Consider the following 17,097-nt stretch of genomic DNA (forward strand, 5'->3'; position numbering starts at 1 on the left):
TTGGAAATGGAGTGTGTGATGAGTGCATTAAAAGTAGATACAAAGAGCTTTGATTCGGAGGTTTTGGAATGCTCGAATCCAGTAGTGGTCGATTTCTGGGCAAGTTGGTGTCGTCCTTGTGTAAAACTATCTCCTATTATTGACGATATTGCAGATGAACTTGCTGATAAAGTAAAAATCACGAAACTTGATATAGAAGAAAGTTCTGAAATATCTACACGCTATCAAATATCTTCCATCCCTACTCTTATTTTATTTAAAGACGGGAAAGTAATAGACAGGATGATGCCTGGTGCCTCTTCTCAGAGTGATATTATCGAATGGATATTATCCCGAGTATAATATTGTGAGTAAAAATTACTTGCGGAGCGATACTGAGCATAACAAGAACCAAATAAAATTTAATTGATGCGTACCCCATTCTCGCGAAGAGCTTCCCCTGCAAGATAAAGCGATCCTGCTATGAGGATCAATGGAGGGGGAAGCTCTTCATTAATTTTCCTCACTCTCGAAAGTGCTTCTATCATGGAAGAACAAGCCATTGCTTGGAAACCTAACTTTTTTGCTTCCTGCATCAAAACCTTTGGGGTAATACTTATCGATTGGCGCTCACGCCCTCTGCATATAAGAGAAACCGACAACACAATGGGAGATAATTCTACAAATGCTTCTAAATATCTCCCGTATTTTTTTCCCTCTACCATACCTATCACAAGATAGAATGGCTTATTACTAGATCCTTTTAATTTAGATATTTCTTTAGAAACCACCAATCCAGCATTTGGATTGTGACCACCATCTATCCACACTTCAGAATGATCTGGTAATTTATTGAGTAAAGGACCCTCTGTAATTTTTTGAAGGCGTCCAAACCATTGAACCGACTGTAACGCAGCGTTAATACATTCCTTTTCTAATGTAAAACCAGCCATTTGAACAGCACAAATCGCAGTTGCTGCATTAATATACTGATGTTCCCCTACGAGTCCGAGGACTGTCAAATTGGTTTGAGAAATCTTATCTTGATAGACAAGACATTTATTTTTTTCGAAAGCATAAAAATCATCGCCGTAAACATTATACGGACATCCCATTTTTTCCGCTTTTGAAACAAGAATCTCCCGCACCTCATCATACACCTGATGACCTATGACTACGGGACATCCAGGTTTTATAATACCTGATTTATCTTTTGCAATTGCACTAACAGTATTGCCCAAAATTTTCTCATGGTCCAAAGAAATTGACGTAATGACAGAAACAGCAACTTTTTCAATTATATTAGTAGCATCAAGGCTACCACCGAGACCTACTTCAATGATAGCGCAATCTGCAGGATATTTTGAAAATAAAACCAAAGCAGTAGCAATTGATAATTCAAAAATAGTAAGATTCTGAGCACTTTTTACTCGTCTGACACGACGAAACACATCAAGCAATTCTACATCTTCTACTAACCTCCCTCTACCTCCTTTCACTCCCAAACGAAAACGTTCATTCCACCTGATCAGATGAGGAGAAGTATGAACATGTACCGATAAACCCGATGTTTCAAGCAACCTTTGAGAAAATGAAGCCACTGATCCTTTACCGTTTGTTCCCCCTATGTGAATTACTGGAGGAAGACGATCTTGTGGTCTACCTAAATCTTCCAAAAGATATCCCATTTTTAATAGAGAGTCTGCAGCCATTCCATTGATCTCTTCAATTAAAAACTAAACAAGAATTTATTTTTCACTGTACACTTTTAGTCAATATCTTACACAACGAAGATACAACCTCAGGAATATCATGTCTATGAACGATTCTATCAATCATCCCATGCTCTACTAAATACTCGGATCTTTGAAAACCATCTGGCAACTTTTCTCTTACTGTTTGCTCGATGACCCTTCTTCCAGCAAAACCGATTTCAGCACCAGGTTCAGCTAAATGAATATCACCAAGCATAGCATAAGAAGCTGTAACACCACCTGTTGTAGGATTGGTCAAGACGACAATATAAGGAAGTCCAGCATCTTTCAGCATATTGATTGCAATTGTGGTACGAGGCAATTGCATAAGCGATAGAATACCTTCTTGCATACGCGCACCACCGGATGCTGTAAACATCACAAGAGGACACTTTTCGGCAATAGCCCTTTCGCAAGATTTCACAATAGCTTCACCTGCGGCAATACCTATTGATCCCCCTATAAAAGAAAATTCGTGAACAACAGCAACTAACTTAAAATCACGCACATTACCGACAGCTGACACGATTGAATCAATCAAACCCGTCTTAGAACGATTTTCCTTCAATCGATCTATATACTTTTTATTATCACGAAATTTCAATGGATCTTGACATACTTGAGGTTGATCTAATAGACAGTACTTCGCATTATCAAATAGAAATTTTAATCTTTCTTTTGCAGGTATTTTCATATGAAAATCTGAGGAAGATATAACCCATTGGTTTTCTTTCAAGTCTTTGTGATAGACCATCGCCCCTGTTTCTGGACATTTGACCCAAAGATTTTCCGGAATTGCCCTACGACCGAATACAGAATTTATACGTGGACGAACAAAATTTGTGATCCAATTCAAATTAAAAACTCCCAACTACACTGAGCATTTTTATAAATATTTCCCCATAATACGCAAATTACCGAATATATCAAAAAGTTTTTTCAAGATTACAAACTGAAACTCAAAAATACAATTAAGCTCGCCATTTTCTAAATTTACTTTACAAGGATAATACCCTTCGCTCAACTACTCTTTTCCATATGATTGGATGGAAATATTCTGATCAGAATATATTTCACATTCTCAAACAATTTTCTAAAAGAATAAAAATACTTTAACTATCACTAAGATCATATAATTCTCTTGATTAAATGGCACCTAAATTTTAAAATTTTAAACGAATGTCTGTTATAGAAAAATAAACTCATGATAATTTTACAGTTTTTTACTGACATTGAGGTGTATAGGTGTTGATTATAGGATTGACTGGATCCATTGGGACAGGAAAAACAACAGTTGCAGAATTTTTGAAAAAAGAAAAAATTCCAGTCATTAGCTCTGATGATATCGTTGATAAACTGTATCATTATGAAGCTGTAGATATAATAAAAAAAACTTTTCCTAGGTCGATCCAAAATAATAAAGTGAATAAAGCTCGTCTACTAGGGATATTACAAAAATCACCTGCAAAATTGGAAATTCTTGAAAAAATCGTACATCCGATGGTCAGGATGCATGAAAAGAAAATCTTACATGATTTGTCTTGTAGAGGGGAAAAAATAGTTTTTTTTGATACACCTTTGCTCTTTGAAAAAAGAAAGGAGTATCTATTCGATGCGGTAGTCGTTGTTACTTGTAGTTTTGAAACACAACGTGAACGTGTTTTGTCAAGAAAAAAGCATACGGAGGAAAATTTTCTTTTTATCTTATCTAAGCAAATGAACGAAAAAGATAAAATATCTCGCGCTGATTATGTTATAAATACAGAAGGGACAATTGAAGCAATAGAAAAAGAAACTCAGAAAATGCTCAAATATATTTTAAAAATAAATGATTCGAAAAAATAAAATGCGTAAAATAGTATTTGATATTGAAACCACGGGGCTTGATTCAAAAAACGATAGAATCATTGAAATTGGAGCTGTCGAACTATTGGATTATTCTAAAACTAATCGAACTTTTCAGGTTTTTCTTTGCCCCAACGGTAGAAAAAATAGCCCAGAAGCTCTAAAACTGCATGGTATAACCGACGAGTTCTTAAAAGATAAACCTTCTTTTTCCTCAATTTTTTCTGAATTTTGGGATTTTTTTAATGAACAAAATGCAGAGTGGATAGCTCATAATGCTAAATTCGATGTTGGTTTTATTAACGCTGAATTGCAACGAATCAACAAAGATCCCTTGGATCCATCAAGAATCATTGATACTTTATCTATTGCAAGACGTAAACATCCTTCTTCTAGGAATGATTTAAACTCTCTTTGTAAACGATATGGAATAACTATTTCACATCGATCAAAACATGGAGCATTATTGGATTCTCATCTTCTTTCAGATGTTTATATAAAAATGATGGTCGGAGGATCACAGATAAACTTTGGATTCAAAACAAATGAGGATCGTTTCTTTAAAGAAGAAAAAAAAACAGTCCCAAATATCTCCCTTTTAAAACGAGATAAACCCCTTTTCACACGGATCACAAAAGAAGAATTAGATGAACATGATAAAACTATTCAGACGCTAGGTAAAAATGCTATTTGGGATAGATATATTTCATCTAATCAATAATCTTATTTCATCAGTCCTTCTTTATTTTTTATCAAGGATTTTTCTTGTTGGAATAATTTTAGAAAATCAATCGTATCAATTACAAGGGGGGGGAAGCCACCATCTCTGATCGTATTTGAAATAATTTGTCTTACAAAAGGAAAAAGGAGTTGAGGACATTCAACAAATAAAATTTGCGAAATATGTTCTTGTGGACAATCAAGAATCCGGAGAATACCACTGTATGCTAATTCCAAACGAAAAATTACCTTGTCGTTATTCTTAGCTTCAATATCAAATGAAAGAATAACATCAAAATCAGCACCTGAAATGGTATTTGCGTTGACTTGTACATTGATTTTTATTGTAGGTTGTTGATTTTGAATATCAAAAAAACAATGTGGGGCGTTAGGAGATTCAAAAGAAAAATCCTTTATATATTGATTCAAAATAGTAAATGCTTGCTTTTGTTTTTTTTCCATCTCTGATCCTTTTGCTCTGTTTCTAAAATTTGAATCTGAATCATACAAGCCTTGCCTATGGAAATATAAACAGGTATTGTAGCAATGCTTATCTTAAAAAGATTGAATATAGATTTTCTTTGGAAATATACATGTATTTCAAAAATTTCAAACACTCTTTAAACAAGATATGTTTCTTTGTAATAGTTTCCCTCTGATTTTGGATAAATATAAATTGAGAATTTATTATTACAGCAAGCGTATTCAAACTTTAAAAAAATGGTTTTTATCAAAATGGATTCAGGTGATTTCTTGATACTTTTATTTGCTTTTATAACGTTTTTTGTTTTCCTGCAATTACGTGGTGTTTTGGGAAAAAAAACAGGAAATGAAAAACCTTTCTCAGGTTTTTTCTCTGGAAAATATGTTTTTTCAAAAAGAGATGAACGGGGAATTATAACCTTAGGAAAAGGAAAAAAGAAGGATAATTTAGATTCCATTAATGAATTATTTCCTATTGGTACTCGATTAAATAAAGTTATGCGGGACATTGTTTCAGTTTATACTGATTTTGATCCTAAGGATTTTTTGAATGAAGCTCGTAACTCTTACGAAGCGATTGTAGATTCTTTTTTTGAAGGAAAAGTTCATGCAATTGAAAAACTAGTTGATAGTCGAGTTTATCAAGATTTCAACGATTCTCTTTCAACACGAAAATCTAATGAAAAAAATGTTAAATCAAGTCTCGTGGGCATCGATGATATGAAAATTATTAATGCAAGTATCGAAGAAAATACTGTATATATAACAATACGCATAGTTGGACAGTTTATTTCTGCTTCATATGATAAAGATAATTTATTGATTTCTAGTGATCCTGAAATTTTTGGCAAAGTCATTGATATTTGGACTTTTGTACGGAACATTCCTCCTAGTAATCCTAATTGGGTATTAATTTCTACAAAACTAGGAGAATAAATGTGATTTTATCTAACCCTTTTGTTAATGTATCAGCAAATTTGAAGGTTTCCCCCAAAATATGAGCGATAATATCCAAAATTCCAGTTATGATGCTGATTCTATACAAATTTTAAAAGGTCTGGATGCCGTAAAGAAAAGGCCATCCATGTATATAGGCGATACGGATGGTGAATCTGGATTGCATCATATGATCTATGAGGTGTTGGATAATGCAATAGATGAATCCTTAGAAGGTTATGCAGATATCATTACCGTTACCTTGAATATGGATGGTTCTTGTACAGTATCGGATAACGGGCGTGGTATTCCAACGGATCTTCATAAAGAAGAAGGTATATCTGCTGCAGAAGTTATTATGACTAGACTGCATGCTGGAGGAAAATTCAATCAAAAATCTTATAAAGTGTCGGGAGGACTACATGGAGTTGGTGTCTCTGTAGTTAATGCACTTTCTTCATGGTTAAAGTTACGAATTAAACGTGAAGGTAATATATATGAAATGTCGTTTATTAATGGAATACTTGACAACCCATTGGTTGTGACGGGTAGTGCTGGTAACGATACTGGTACAGAAGTGACCTTTTTACCGAGTAGTGATATTTTTTCTGTTCAAGATTTTAATTATGACACTCTACAACATAGATTAAGAGAACTCTCTTTTTTAAATTCTAGTGTCCAAATTTCCTTGATAGATAAGCGTAGCCCTGAACCTCGAGAAATAACAATGTTTTATAAAGGGGGTATAGAAGCTTTTGTTTCTTATTTGGATAGACATAAAAAACCATTAATGCAAAGTCCTATTAGAATCCAAGGATCAAGGGATAATATTAGTATTGATTTAGCAATGCGATGGAATGATGGATATCATGAAAATGTTTTGTGCTTTACAAATAATATTCCTCAAAAAGATGGTGGAACTCACTTATCAGGATTACGTTCTGCGTTAACTCGTCAAATCACCTCTTATGTAGAAAAAAGTTTTGGTTCCAAAAAAGATAAAAGATCCGTTATTGGAGATGATTGTAGGGAAGGATTCACATCGGTTCTTTCTATAAAAATGCCTGATCCAAGATTTTCTTCTCAAACCAAGGAAAAGCTTGTATCTTCAGAAGTCCGTTCTGTAGTAGAGAGTTTTGTTAATGATGGTCTTTCTGCTTGGTTAGAAGAACATCCACTAGAAGCAAAGATTATAGTTAAAAAGGTTTTAGATGCTTCTATGGTGAGAGATGCAGCGCGACGTGCTCGAGATCTTACACGCCGTAAAGGGGTTCTAGATATAGCATCTCTGCCAGGAAAACTTGCAGATTGTTCAGAAAGAGATCCTAAAAAATCAGAGTTATTCTTAGTTGAAGGTGATTCTGCTGGTGGTTCCGCAAAGCAAGGCCGTTCACGCGAAAATCAAGCTATTTTACCGTTACGTGGAAAAATTTTGAATGTAGAACGTGCTCGATTTGATAAAATGCTATCAAGTCAGGAAATAGGAACTTTGATTACCGCTCTTGGTACAGGAATAGGACAAGATAGTTTTGATATCAATAAACTGCGATATCATAAAATTATAATTATGACAGATGCTGATGTTGATGGAGCGCATATTAGAACTCTTCTTTTAACATTTTTTTTTAGACAGATGCCTTCTTTAATCCACAATGGGTTTTTATACATCATAAAACCCCCTTTGTATGGCATAACAAGGGGAAAATCTTTACAATACGTTAAGGATGAAGAGTCTCTTGAGGATTACCTCATCAATCAGTCTCTTTCGGAAGAAATAGAGCTTTTTTGCGATTCTAAAGGAGTAATAAGTAAAAATGACTTACGAAATTTTATTGATGATGCTTTAAAAATTGATAAGCTGATTAAAGATTTTTATCCAAACCATGATAAGACGTTTATTGAACAAGCTGTAATTTCTGGTGTTTTTAATTGTGAAAGTGATCAAGAAATTAATGTAAGTCTCGCTTCTAAATTGGCAAACAGATTAAATTTTATTGCAGAAAAATCTGAAAAATCTTGGCACGGTAGCATTAATAATTCTGATATACTTGTTAAGCGCATTGCACGAGGTGTTCAAGAACAATTTGTTCTTGAGGGATCCTCAATTTTTTCTTTTGGGTCTAAATACAAGAGAATTTTTTCGAATAGGATCGAAGAAAATTATCTAACAATTCTATCCCTAATTTGTAATGGAGATAAAATAAAAATAACAGGCCCTTGTTCTTTGTTAGATACCATATTTTCTATAGGAAGAAAAGGAATCTCGATGCAGCGTTATAAAGGATTAGGAGAGATGAATGCTAGTCAACTTTGGGAGACTACACTTAATCCCGACACTCGTTCTTTATTGCGTGTTAAAATAACCGATGCTTCTCAAGCTGACGATCTTTTTTCTCGTCTAATGGGTGATGAAGTAGAGCCACGCCGCGAATTTATACAAGAAAATTCCTTACCATCTGCCCTTGATATATAAATTTTTATAAGTACTTTTTACAGTTTAATCTATCATTCCGTAACAAGTTGACGTTTTTTTAATAGTAATTTTGAAAAAAATATCAATCTATTACTTTTTCAATTTTAAGATCATTAATAAGCTCTATAATGGGTAGTCCTACTATAGAAAAATAGCTTCCTTTAATTGAACTAAATAATTGAATGCCTTCTTTATCAATTTGGTAAGAACCTACACTGAGTAAAGCTTTTTTGCCAATCTTGTTTAAGTAAAATTTAATAAATTCTTCGGATAATTTATACATAGTCAACTGTGCTACAGAGATATGATGACGTAAGACTTTTCCGTTTTGTACTAAAACATATGCACTGCTAATACGGTGTTTTTTTCCTGATATTCTTAATAAATTTTTTTCGGCTTCTAGCATATCTACGGGTTTGTGGTAAATAGAACTCCCTAAGGACATGGTTTGATCACATCCTATAACAAAAGACTCAGGATATCGGTTACTCACTTCTAAAGCTTTTTTTTCTGCTAATATTAGGGCAATTTTTTCAGGTCTTTTTCTCTCAGAAAAATCCATTTTTTTTTCCATCTCTCTTTCATCAATATTGGGTTTTACAACTGAAAATTGAATACCAGAATTTTGCAATAATTTTCTGCGTGATAAACTAGAAGATGCTAAAATGATGTTTTTTATCATAATTTTAAAGAAATATAAACTAATTAATCGATACAATCAGTATATGTCAGTTGTATGTTTATTAATAGTATTTTTTCCACAGTATGATATTTTTTTTTGCGATTTTTAGAAAATAAATATTTTTCTTGTTAAAAAGTAAAGAAATTATTCACTTATTGTAAATGTTCTTTCTTTTTTTCAAAGAAAGTAAATATTTACGGGAATTATGAGAATTTATTTTTTTTCACAAATTATTCAATATATTTTCATCTATAAGTGAAAGGTAAGTGTTTGATTTATCTTTTCCAATATAAAAAATGAATATTAATAATAAAAAAAATATTTTTCTGTGTATTGTAGATTATTGAGTGATAAATGTAATAGTTTGTGTATAAAAAATAATTACCATTTTCTACACATTAATAGAATAATAAATCTTTATAAAAATATTTAATTATCAATGAATGAACGAAAACAAAAGATTCTTGAAGTCTTGCAAGGAAATGTAATTAATCCCCCCCCTATTTGGCTTATGAGACAAGCAGGAAGGTATTTGCCAGAATACAGACAGATACGTAAAAAATTTAAAAACTTTCTAGATATGTGTTATACACCTGAATATACGGTAGAATTAACATTACAACCTATAAGACGATATAATTTTGATGCTGCTATTTTATTTTCTGATATTCTCGTAATAGCTGATGCCCTTGGTAGAAATGTTCGTTTTGTAGAAAATGAAGGTCCTAGAATGGATCCTATAACTACTCAAGAAATTTACTTATTGAACCCTAATATTGATCTTTTTCTCAATTATCTTTTACCAATATTTCAATCAATTTCCATTTTACGTAAAAAATTACCGAATCATATAACTTTAATAGGATTTTGTGGCGCACCATGGACTGTTGCGTCATATATGATATCCGGTGGTTTTATAAAAGATCATGGACAAAACCGAGTTTTTGCTTATCAGAATTCTCGTGCATTTAATTGGCTTTTAGATTTTTTATCTGATGTTTCAGCGGAATACTTAATAGCTCAGATTCATGCTGGGGTTGATGTAATTCAAATATTTGATACACATGCTGGCTGCCTTGGTGAACACGAGTTTGAGAATTATGCTGCTAGGTCAGTTGGTCGCATAATATCAGCAGTACGCAGGAAATATCCTAACGCTAAATTTATTAGTTTTGCTAAAGGTGCTGGATACATGCTTAAAAACTATCGTCGTCTAACTGATTCTAATGCTATAGGTTTAGATTGGTCTGTTCCCTTATCATTTGCTTTGGAACTTCAAAAAGAAGGTCCTGTTCAAGGAAATCTTGATCCGATGCGTCTAGTTGTTGGTAATCAAGTAATGATAGATGGGGTGAATGCAATTTTAGATGTATTAGGTTCTGGTCCTTTTATTTTTAATCTTGGTCATGGTATTACTCCACAAGTTGATCCTAAAAATGTTTTGGACTTAGTTAAAACTGTACGTTCGGAGAAGATTTAATGAAATTTTTCCTTTCGGATTCGATAGGTAAAAAAGCACAAGCTATTGCTTTTATTGCATTATTCGTTTTTTTATTTTTATCCTTACTTTGTTTCTTTTTTTTAACGTCTCAATTTAATTTATGTATAAAAAGTATACATATCTTATCCGTCATATCTTGGATGGCGGGATTACTCTACATGCCAAGAATTTTTGTCTATCATAGTTTATCAGCACCAGATACAGACCAATATAAAACTTTTGAAATTATGGAAGAAAGACTTTTTAAGGTCATTATGAATCCGGCTATGATATTATCGTGGGTATGTGGTTTATATTTAGCATGGAAAACGTTTTATATTCACATTGGATGGTTACGTTTAAAAATGATTTCTGTTCTTTTTTTATCGTTTTATCATGTTTATTTATCATTTGTGATGAGAAAATTTCGCGATAAAAAATTGTTTCACAGTCCAAAATATTTTAAAATAATCAATGAAATACCAACTTTAATTATGATTATCATTGTTTTTTTATCCGTTATAAAACCTTTTTAGTTGTTTTTATTTTTATTTTTATTTTTTTTTTGATTTTGTGTTGATTTTCTTGTATTTTGTGCAAGGATTATTATCAATTAATACTTGTATTGATTTGTTAATTGGTATTTTTTAGGCATAGATTTCTTTTATGCTTTCTTGTTCGCTTATCTGTGCGTTATTTCTTTTATTCTTAAATATAATCTAGGTGGTTTACTATATGTCTGAAATGAAGCTCCAAGAGCTTAAAAATAAGTCTCCAACCAAACTTCTTGCTTTTGCTGAATCACTTGAAATAGAAAATGCTAATGTTATGCGAAAGCAAGAACTTATGTTTTCTATATTAAAAGTTTTATCTGGTCGAGATGTGGAAATTATAGGGGAAGGAGTTATTGAAGTTCTTCAAGATGGTTTTGGTTTTTTACGCTCTCCTGATGCTAACTATTTAGCTGGTCCAGATGATATTTATGTTTCTCCTTCTCAAATTAAAAGTTTTTCTTTAAAAACAGGTGACACAGTTGAAGGGTCAATCCGTGCTCCTAGAGAAGGTGAACGGTATTTTGCCCTTTTAAAAGTAAATGCTATTAATTTTGATGTTCCAGAAAGAGTGAGAAATAAAATACATTTTGATAATTTAACCCCGCTTTATCCGGATAAAAGATTCAATATGGAGCTGAATAATCCGGAAAATAAAGATATATCTTCTCGTGTTATTGATCTAATAGCTCCTATTGGTAAGGGACAAAGAAGCTTGATAGTTGCTCCCCCTCGTACAGGTAAGACAATTCTTTTACAAAATATAGCTCATTCAATTAAAAAAAATCATCCAGAATGTTATCTAATTGTATTGCTTATTGATGAAAGGCCAGAAGAAGTAACTGATATGCAGAGGTCCGTACAAGGGGAAGTGATATCTTCAACGTTTGATGAGTCTGCAGCCCGCCATGTACAGGTTGCCGAAATGGTCATTGCGAAAGCTAAGTGTCTTGTAGAATATGGACTTGATGTTGTCATACTATTAGATTCAATTACTCGTTTATGTCGTGCTTATAATGTTCTAATGCCATCTTCTGGAAAGATTTTAACTGGAGGAGTGGACGCAAATGCACTTCAACGTCCAAAAAGATTTTTTGGTGCAGCGAGAAATATAAAAGAAGGGGGATCTCTTACTATTATTGGTACAGCGTTGGTAGATACTGGGAGTCGTATGGATGAAGTGATTTTTGAAGAGTTTAAAGGTACTGGTAACTCTGAAATAGTTTTAGAAAGAAAGATAGCAGATAAGCGTATTTTCCCTGCTATGGATATTATTAAATCTGGAACTCGTAAAGAAGATCTTTTGGTAGAACGGCAAGATCTTCAAAAAGTGTTTATGTTACGTCGTATTGTTTCTTCTATGAATAGTTCTGATGCTATAGAATTTTTAATTGATAAGTTAAAACAAACCAAAGACAATAAAGACTTTTTTTATTCAATGAATAAACAGAATTGATTTACTGGAAATCATTGTGTATGAATCATGAGAAAGAGACAATTTTTGCTGTATCGACTGGAGCTCTGCCATCAGCTATTTCTATAATTCGTTTATCTGGCCCTTCTTGTTTTCAGGTTTGTGAATTTATATGTAAGAAAAAAAAACCTTTTCCACGCAAAGCGTCTTTGAGATATTTTTTTGGTTTAGATGGTAGAATACTAGATAAAGGTTTGCTGATAGTTTTTCCTTCACCTGAATCTTTTACAGGAGAAGATTCAGCTGAATTTCATGTGCACGGTGGTATTGCTGTTGTAAATGGGATTTTAGAAGAATTAGCAAAAATGCCAAATTTACGCCTTGCAAATCCTGGTGAATTTTCTCGTAGAGCTTTTGAAAATGGTAAAATTGATTTACTTGAAGCAGAAAGTTTAGCTGATTTAATTTCTTCTGAAACTGAGATGCAACGTCGTCTTTCTATGGAAGGAATGTCTGGAGAATTATCAAGTTTATATGGTCAGTGGATAGATAAATTAACTCATATACGGTCTTTTATAGAAGCTGATTTGGATTTTTCAGAGGAAGAAGATGTCCAAAATTTTTCTTCTAAAGAAGTTTTGAATGATATCTTATTCCTGAAAAATGATATTTCTTCTCATATATCTCAAGGAAAATTAGGTGAAATTATTCGTAATGGGTATAAAATTGTTATTTTAGGACATTCTAATGCGGGGAAATCTAGTTTATTCAATGCACTAGCGAAAAAAGATGTTGCAATTGTTACGGATATTCCTGGCACAACGCGTGATGTTCTTACAATAGATTTGGATTTAGAGGGATATCTTGTAAAAATATCGGATACTGCTGGTATTCGGGAAACAGATGATATTGTGGAGAAAGAAGGTATTAAAAGAACATTTCTTGAAGTAGAAAATGCTGATTTAATTTTGTTATTAAAGGAAATTAATTCAAAAAAAGAAATTTCTTTTCCAAAAAATATTGACTTTATTTTTATTGGAACAAAAAGCGATCTTTATAGTACTTATACTGAAGAATATGATCATCTTATATCTAGCTTTACAGGAGAAGGATTAGAAGAATTAATAAATAAAATAAAGAGTATTCTTTCTAATAAATTTAAGAAATTACCTTTTTCTATTCCAAGTCATAAAAGGCATTTATATCATTTGTCTCAGACGGTAAGATATTTAGAAATGGCTTCTTTAAATGAAAAAGATTGTGGATTAGATATTATTGCGGAAAATTTACGTTTAGCATCAGTTTCTTTGGGAAAAATAACAGGATGTGTTGATGTAGAACAATTGCTTGATATTATTTTTTCAAAGTTCTGTATAGGTAAGTAATTTCCTGTGATATGAGGTAAATTATGATAAATAGATCTTATGATGTTATTGTTATTGGTGGGGGACATGCTGGTTGTGAGGCAGCAGCAGTAGCAGCGAAATTAGGAGCTTCTACTGCTCTTATAACTCATAAAACTTCTACTATAGGATCTATGTCTTGTAATCCCGCTATTGGTGGACTTGGAAAAGGACATCTCGTAAGAGAAATAGATGCTTTAGATGGTTTGATGGGACGTGTTGCTGATGCTGCTGGTATCCAATTTCGTGTATTGAATGTTAAAAAGGGACCTGCAGTCCGCGGACCACGTACTCAAGCAGATCGAGAATTGTATCGTTTAGCGATGCAAAGGGAAATTTTATCCCAAGAAAACCTAGATGTAATCCAAGGTGAAGTTGCTGGATTTAATACGGAAAAAAATATAATTTCTTCTATAGTGATGCAAGATAATAGTATGATACGTTGTTCTACTGTGGTTTTAACGACAGGAACATTTTTAAGGGGTGTTATACATATAGGAAAATTAAAAATTCCAGCAGGGAGGATGGGTGATTCCCCATCAAATTCTCTTTTTAATAGTTTTATGAAATTTGATTTTGATACTGGACGTCTTAAAACTGGCACCCCTGCTCGTCTTGATGGAAAAACTATTATTTGGGATAAAACTGAAAAACAATTTGCAGATGAAAGACTGATTCCTTTTTCTTTCATGACAGATAAAATAACTAATAGGCAAATTGAATGTGGAATTACTAGGACAAATTTAGAAACTCATCGTATTATCATGGAAAATATAAAACATTCTGCGATTTATTCGGGTGATATTAAATCTTATGGTCCACGTTATTGTCCATCAATAGAAGATAAAATTGTTAGATTTGGCGAACGATAATGACCAGACAGATTTTTTTAGAACCAGAAGGACTTAATACTGATGTAGTATATCCTAATGGTATATCTACTGCTTTACCAGAAGAAATACAACATCAGTTTATTCGCACAATACCAGGTTTAGAAAAAGTAAATATTATTCGTCCTGGATATGCAATTGAGTACGATTATATCAATCCTAAAGAATTATTTCCAACTTTAGAAACGAAAAAAATTTCTGGTTTATTTTTAGCTGGACAAATAAATGGAACAACGGGATATGAAGAAGCAGCTGCTCAAGGGTTAGTTGCTGGTATAAATTCTGCTCGAAAATCTAATAAATTAGATTGTATTTGTTTTAGTCGTACTGATTCCTATATTGGGGTTATGATAGATGATTTAACCTCTAAAGGAGTTTTAGAGCCTTATAGGATGTTTACATCTCGTGCGGAGTATCGTATTTCCCTTCGTCCAGATAATGCTGACAATAGATTAACTCCTATTGGAATGAAATTAGGATGTATCGGGGAAAGAAGACAAAAACGTTTTGCAAAGTATATACAGGAATATAATTTTCTGCGTAGTTTATTAAAATCTTTGGTTTTGACTTCTAAGAATCTCTCTTCTACTTCCATATCTTTTAAGCAAGATGGTAAAACTCGTACTGCTTATGAATTTTTATCATATCCAGATTTTTCTATTCAAAATCTTTTTTCTATATGTCCTGATGCGCGTAAATTTTCTTCGCTTGTTATTGAAAGACTTCAGATTGAATCTTCTTATGCGGCTTATACAGGAAGACAAATGATAGAAGCAAAAGAAATTAAGTTTGAAGAAAAAAGACTTATTCCAAAAGATTTTGATTATTCTTCTCTTCCAGCGCTTTCAAATGAACTAAAAGAGAAATTATCTATTCTAAAACCTTTCAATTTATTACAAGCTTCGAAAATTGAAGGTATGACGCCTGCAGCCTTAAATTTACTCTTAATTTATATTAAAAAAAAATACTGTAAAATTAAATGAAATTGTTTTAGTATGAAGTACTGCGATTCGAATAGTATATTGAGAGCAAATTATTTATTAAATACATATAATGTTTCACGTGAAACACTAGAAAAACTAGAATATTTTTATTTTTTATTTTTAAAATGGTCTAAAAAAATAAATCTGGTCTCATCGTCTACGGTGGAAGATTTTTGGATACGTCATGTTGAGGACAGTCTTCGAGTTTTTCAGTTACATCCTTATCCTTCAATTTGGATTGATCTTGGTAGTGGAGGTGGTTTCCCTGGAATTATTACGTCTATTCAACTTTCAAGTATTGAAGGAGGATTGGTGAATTTAATTGAATCCAAAAATAAAAAAGCTAGTTTTTTGCGATATGTTGTCCAAAAAACTGCAGCTCGAGGTAAGGTTTTTGCTTGTCGTATTCAAGAAGCACCTCAAATGATTACAACATGTGATGTTATCTCTGCTAGAGCTTTAGCTGATCTGGATACTCTTTTAGAATATAGTTTTCCGTGGCTTTCCAAAAAAAATAATAGAAAGGCTTTTTTTTATAAAGGATGTAATTATGCATTAGAAATTAGTAAAGCGCGGCGTCGATGGGATTTTTCTCTTATAAAACATAATAGCCTTGTTAAAAATAATTCTGTTATTTTAGAAATATCTCATGTGAATCGTATTTTAGAATCTTAAATATTTAAAAGGGTATGTCATGGAAGAAAAAAAAAGTCGGATTATTACTATAGCGAATCAAAAAGGAGGGGTAGGGAAAACTACAACAGCTATTAATCTTTCCACTGCTTTGGCCGCTATTGGAGAAAATGTTTTGTTAATTGATTTAGATCCTCAAGGTAATGCTAGTACTGGTCTTGGAATTGAATTATATGATAGAAAGTACTCCTCATATGATTTATTAATTGAAGAAAAAAATATCAATCAAATTTTGATCCAAACCGCTATTCCTAATTTATCAATTATTCCTTCTACTATGGATCTTTTGGGAATAGAGATGATATTAGGTGGAGAAAAAGATAGATTATTTCGTCTTGATAAAGCTCTATCTGTTCAACTAACAAGTGATTTTTCTTACATTTTTTTAGATTGTCCTCCTTCTTTTAATTTGTTGACTATGAATGCTATGGCAGCTGCTGATTCAATACTAGTTCCATTACAGTGTGAATTTTTTGCCTTAGAAGGATTAAGTCAACTTTTAGAAACAGTTGAAGAAGTACGTCGTACAGTTAATTCCGCTCTTGATATACAAGGTATTATATTAACTATGTTTGATTCTAGAAATAGTTTATCTCAACAAGTAGTATCAGATGTTAGAAAAAATCTTGGGGGAAAAGTATATAATACAGTCATACCAAGAAATGTTAGAATTTCTGAGGCACCTTCTTATGGAAAACCTGCTATTATATATGATTTAAAGTGCGCGGGAAGCCAAGCGTACTTAAAATTAGCTTCAGAATTGATACAACAAGAACGTCATAGAAAAGAAGCTGCGTAGTTTAAAGGGAAA

At 32.5% G+C, this 17,097-nt stretch carries 15 protein-coding genes and 1 pseudogene; 12 read left to right on the forward strand and 4 right to left on the reverse strand.

Going from position 1 to position 17,097, the window contains the following annotated elements:
* Positions 1-18: 18 nt before the first annotated feature.
* Entirely contained in the window at positions 19-342 is a 324-nt protein-coding gene (trxA, locus tag CD16_RS01920) for a thioredoxin (protein WP_012778720.1), read from the forward strand.
* 59 nt (positions 343-401) lie between these two features.
* Here the strand turns inward: trxA and CD16_RS01925 are convergent, their stop codons facing one another.
* Together CD16_RS01925 and accD are read right to left on the reverse strand one after the other, a co-directional pair.
* On the reverse strand, positions 402-1,691 hold the full coding sequence (locus CD16_RS01925; protein ID WP_012778721.1) for a bifunctional folylpolyglutamate synthase/dihydrofolate synthase: 1,290 nt from the start codon (positions 1,689-1,691) through the stop codon (positions 402-404).
* A 43-nt stretch (positions 1,692-1,734) separates the two neighbouring features.
* Positions 1,735-2,589 (reverse strand): acetyl-CoA carboxylase, carboxyltransferase subunit beta, encoded by an 855-nt coding sequence (gene accD, locus CD16_RS01930; RefSeq protein ID WP_012778722.1) that lies wholly within the window; start codon positions 2,587-2,589, stop codon positions 1,735-1,737.
* A 389-nt stretch (positions 2,590-2,978) separates the two neighbouring features.
* Here accD and coaE point away from each other — a divergent pair, with 389 nt between their 5' ends.
* Positions 2,979-3,578 (forward strand): dephospho-CoA kinase, encoded by a 600-nt coding sequence (coaE, locus tag CD16_RS01935; RefSeq protein WP_012778723.1) that lies wholly within the window; start codon positions 2,979-2,981, stop codon positions 3,576-3,578.
* A gap of 1 nt (position 3,579) precedes the next feature.
* Positions 3,580-4,299 (forward strand): DNA polymerase III subunit epsilon, encoded by a 720-nt coding sequence (dnaQ, locus tag CD16_RS01940; protein WP_236301229.1) that lies wholly within the window; start codon positions 3,580-3,582, stop codon positions 4,297-4,299.
* Positions 4,300-4,301: 2 nt separating this feature from the next.
* On the opposite strand, the gene secB is transcribed toward dnaQ, so the two are convergent.
* On the reverse strand, positions 4,302-4,760 hold the full coding sequence (gene secB, locus CD16_RS01945; RefSeq protein WP_012778725.1) for a protein-export chaperone SecB: 459 nt from the start codon (positions 4,758-4,760) through the stop codon (positions 4,302-4,304).
* A gap of 273 nt (positions 4,761-5,033) precedes the next feature.
* Here secB and CD16_RS01955 point away from each other — a divergent pair, with 273 nt between their 5' ends.
* Together CD16_RS01955 and gyrB are read left to right on the forward strand one after the other, a co-directional pair.
* Positions 5,034-5,717 (forward strand): Tim44/TimA family putative adaptor protein, encoded by a 684-nt coding sequence (locus CD16_RS01955; RefSeq protein ID WP_238556183.1) that lies wholly within the window; start codon positions 5,034-5,036, stop codon positions 5,715-5,717.
* 61 nt (positions 5,718-5,778) lie between these two features.
* Positions 5,779-8,190: a DNA topoisomerase (ATP-hydrolyzing) subunit B gene (gene gyrB, locus CD16_RS01960; protein WP_012778728.1), complete on the forward strand. Its 2,412-nt coding sequence runs from the start codon at positions 5,779-5,781 to the stop codon at positions 8,188-8,190.
* 82 nt (positions 8,191-8,272) lie between these two features.
* On the opposite strand, the gene CD16_RS01965 is transcribed toward gyrB, so the two are convergent.
* Positions 8,273-8,872, reverse strand: a complete 600-nt coding sequence (locus CD16_RS01965; RefSeq protein ID WP_012778729.1) for a Maf family protein — start codon at positions 8,870-8,872, stop codon at positions 8,273-8,275.
* Between the two features lie 439 nt (positions 8,873-9,311).
* Here CD16_RS01965 and hemE point away from each other — a divergent pair, with 439 nt between their 5' ends.
* The 7 genes and pseudogenes from hemE (at position 9,312) to CD16_RS02000 (ending at position 17,085) form a co-directional block, all read left to right on the forward strand.
* Entirely contained in the window at positions 9,312-10,352 is a 1,041-nt protein-coding gene (gene hemE / locus CD16_RS01970) for a uroporphyrinogen decarboxylase (protein WP_012778730.1), read from the forward strand.
* The gene (gene hemJ, locus CD16_RS01975; RefSeq protein ID WP_012778731.1) at positions 10,352-10,888 is read left to right on the forward strand and encodes a protoporphyrinogen oxidase HemJ; all 537 of its coding nucleotides are present in this window, start codon (positions 10,352-10,354) and stop codon (positions 10,886-10,888) included. The genes hemE and hemJ overlap by 1 nt, the downstream gene beginning before the upstream one ends.
* Positions 10,889-11,087: 199 nt before the next feature.
* The gene (gene rho / locus CD16_RS01980; RefSeq protein WP_012778732.1) at positions 11,088-12,359 is read left to right on the forward strand and encodes a transcription termination factor Rho; all 1,272 of its coding nucleotides are present in this window, start codon (positions 11,088-11,090) and stop codon (positions 12,357-12,359) included.
* 20 nt (positions 12,360-12,379) lie between these two features.
* The gene (gene mnmE / locus CD16_RS01985; protein ID WP_012778733.1) at positions 12,380-13,702 is read left to right on the forward strand and encodes a tRNA uridine-5-carboxymethylaminomethyl(34) synthesis GTPase MnmE; all 1,323 of its coding nucleotides are present in this window, start codon (positions 12,380-12,382) and stop codon (positions 13,700-13,702) included.
* A gap of 23 nt (positions 13,703-13,725) precedes the next feature.
* Positions 13,726-15,593 (forward strand): annotated as a pseudogene (gene mnmG, locus CD16_RS01990) (tRNA uridine-5-carboxymethylaminomethyl(34) synthesis enzyme MnmG).
* Positions 15,594-15,605: 12 nt separating this feature from the next.
* Positions 15,606-16,268 carry a 16S rRNA (guanine(527)-N(7))-methyltransferase RsmG gene (gene rsmG, locus CD16_RS01995; RefSeq protein WP_015452374.1) on the forward strand — a complete coding sequence of 221 codons (663 nt, stop codon included), beginning with the start codon at positions 15,606-15,608 and terminating at the stop codon, positions 16,266-16,268.
* A 19-nt stretch (positions 16,269-16,287) separates the two neighbouring features.
* Entirely contained in the window at positions 16,288-17,085 is a 798-nt protein-coding gene (locus tag CD16_RS02000; RefSeq protein WP_012778736.1) for a ParA family protein, read from the forward strand.
* Positions 17,086-17,097: the final 12 nt, after the last annotated feature.

The organism is Candidatus Liberibacter asiaticus (genome assembly GCF_000590865.3).
GTDB lineage: Bacteria > Pseudomonadota > Alphaproteobacteria > Rhizobiales > Rhizobiaceae > Liberibacter > Liberibacter asiaticus.